General features: G+C 42.1%; 4 protein-coding genes. 3 read left to right on the forward strand and 1 reads right to left on the reverse strand.

Annotation, left to right across the window (positions count from 1 at the left end):
* Window positions 1-17: 17 nt before the first annotated feature.
* Complete coding sequence (locus PX636_RS19010; RefSeq protein WP_288118309.1) at window positions 18-1,262, reverse strand: tRNA nucleotidyltransferase/poly(A) polymerase-related protein; 1,245 nt, start codon at window positions 1,260-1,262, stop codon at window positions 18-20.
* A gap of 94 nt (window positions 1,263-1,356) precedes the next feature.
* Between PX636_RS19010 and PX636_RS19015 the strand changes: the two genes are divergently transcribed.
* From PX636_RS19015 to PX636_RS19025, 3 genes are all read left to right on the forward strand, one after another.
* Entirely contained in the window at window positions 1,357-1,605 is a 249-nt protein-coding gene (locus PX636_RS19015; protein ID WP_002795917.1) for a Ycf34 family protein, read from the forward strand.
* 110 nt (window positions 1,606-1,715) lie between these two features.
* Window positions 1,716-1,973 carry a hypothetical protein gene (locus tag PX636_RS19020; protein ID WP_012267538.1) on the forward strand — a complete coding sequence of 86 codons (258 nt, stop codon included), beginning with the start codon at window positions 1,716-1,718 and terminating at the stop codon, window positions 1,971-1,973.
* Complete coding sequence (locus PX636_RS19025) at window positions 1,939-2,118, forward strand: PIN domain-containing protein (protein ID WP_002779187.1); 180 nt, start codon at window positions 1,939-1,941, stop codon at window positions 2,116-2,118. Before PX636_RS19020 ends, PX636_RS19025 begins: the two co-directional genes overlap by 35 nt.
* Window positions 2,119-2,356: the final 238 nt, after the last annotated feature.

The following is a 2,356-nucleotide window of genomic DNA, read 5'->3' on the forward strand; positions in this document are numbered from 1 at the left end:
TTCAACCCAACCTACGTTCATTTTATATTTAATTCCACCCACCTACTTAACAACTTTTTAGCAAAATCGATAGCTTCCTGAAAAACTGTAACTTTGCCTTCAATTTGGGCAATTTGTACCTCGGTTAATAACTTACCAATAATCGGACTGGGTTTCAGGTGTAAATGGTTAATTAAATCATCGCCCCTTAATAAAGGTCGGGGATGGGCGATAATATTATCAGGATCGAGATAGGAAGTCAACAGAGAAGCGACGATATTTTTGTTAATCCCCATCGATAAAGCAAAAAGGGCAAAGATAGGAAATACTTTTCCCGTATTTAGATAAATAAAATACTGTTCCCGCAGACTTAAATTATCTGCCTCCTTGAGGGGAGGTAAACACTTAATCACCGTGATTACCGTGCGAATTTCCCCACGGGAATACTTGAGATCGATTAACTCTTTTTCCGCTTCTGCCAAAATATCCGATACCAATAGGGCCAATTTTGTCAACTGTAACTGAGAAGGGGAAAAGATAAATTTTTCCGGTAACAAAGATTCTAAAAATCCCGCTGCCGCTTCCACCCCCATAACTCGCTCCATTTTTGCGGGGGTAATCCGACGCAACCAGAGAGATAATAAGCCATCTTCCCAGGCACTTTTTAGCCATTTATTGCCACGGGAATTGAGCAAAAGGTAATTCAACTCGGATTGTACCCTTTCGGCGGCTACACGGCGCAATAAAGGGGCAAGAGAACGAATAGTTGCACGGGTATGGGGTTCGATCTCAAAGTCCAATTGAGCCGCTTGTCGATAGGCCCTTAATAATCTTAGGGGATCATCCTGAAGATTTTCGCGGGAAATCATCCGCAGGGATTGGCAGCCTAAATCTTTTAATCCCCCTAAAGGATCGAAAATTTCTTGGGTGTGGAGATTATAAGCGAGAGCATTAACGGTGAAATCCCGTCTTTTTAGGTCTATTTCTAGAGATTCTCCCTCCTGTTGCGCGAAATCAAGGGTCCCCTGCGGAAAAACGACGCGAGCAATTTGACGAACGGCATCTAAAACCACAAAACCGGCTTTATAATGATGGGCAATAGTTTGAGCAATTTCGATCGCTTTTTCGGGAACCACAAAATCTAGGTCAATATAGTCTTTCTGACGGTTTAATAAAGCGTCTCGCACAGCACCACCAACTAAATAAGCATTTTCTGGCAATTCTTGCCGATTAATCGCAAAAACTTCTTTAACTAAACTATCTAGGTTTTTTTGACAAGACATCGAGAAGAGCAATTTACAAAAATATAATTTTTACCGGCCCTATTTGGGGAGAGACTGAGCTAGATTAACGGAAAAGACCTATAGAGTTAAACCTATGTGTATTTGTATTAACTGCTATTTTGTTGATCGCTGTCTCACCTATCATGCCGTAGAAACACAACATCAGGAACGTCATCTCACCGAGACACCGGACTTTGAAGCGAAGAACCCTTCTATTAACGTTAACATTCGCACCAAAGAAGATTATATCGAAATGGAGTGGGATGTGGTGGGTTGTGAAAGCTTTTTACGCGAAACCGGTAAATGGTCTAGTTTGCGGCCAGGTGAACCAGTTCCCACCTAAAACACCTGAACTACCCATACATATCTACTACAAGAGCCGAAAGTTAATCCACAAATATGTCTTGGACAGCCAACGATTCGAGGAATGCGTAATTTAAGAGCGAGGTATTTATGGATAAAGAAGAAGAACTACTTGAACAATGGCGAGAATTGACCCCGGAAAAGCAACAAAAAGTTTGGCAATTTGTTCAAATACTTAAATCTGAGTCACAAACAACACCACAAGCTAAATTTATTCCCCAAACACCATTAAGCAAAAAGTTATGGGAAATCCGACATCGGGCGATCGCATCTGGATTGCAACTGCTCAATGAAGATGAAATAGAACAAGAACTTGCTGCACGTCGAGGAGGGTGCAGTGAGTCGTGAAATTGCTGGCACTTACGGTTTAGCGGCGATGGATGCACTTCATGTTGCTGCTGCGCTGCAAATTCAAGCTGATGAACTAATCACCACCGAAAAGCCAACCAAACCAATGCACCGAGTCAGGGAAATTCAGATTGTTTCAATCTAATGTAAGGCTTTGGAGTAATCTAAGAGTAAGGAGACCAGGGACCGATGACGGTTTCTCCTCGCTTCTCTTTTTCTGCTAATTCCAGGTTTAAGGTTAATAGTGGGACTTAAACAAATTTCAAGCCCAAACAAAGCCTAAACTGGCTTTGTAAGCGGCAAACACATCCCGATTCTCGGTCAGCCACTCAAAGAAACGGAAAGACATCGCTGTCCGAAAAGCTTCCAAGGCTTCCACAAAA

The sequence above is a fragment of the Microcystis sp. M53598_WE2 genome, from assembly GCF_030067735.1.
GTDB lineage: Bacteria > Cyanobacteriota > Cyanobacteriia > Cyanobacteriales > Microcystaceae > Microcystis > Microcystis aeruginosa.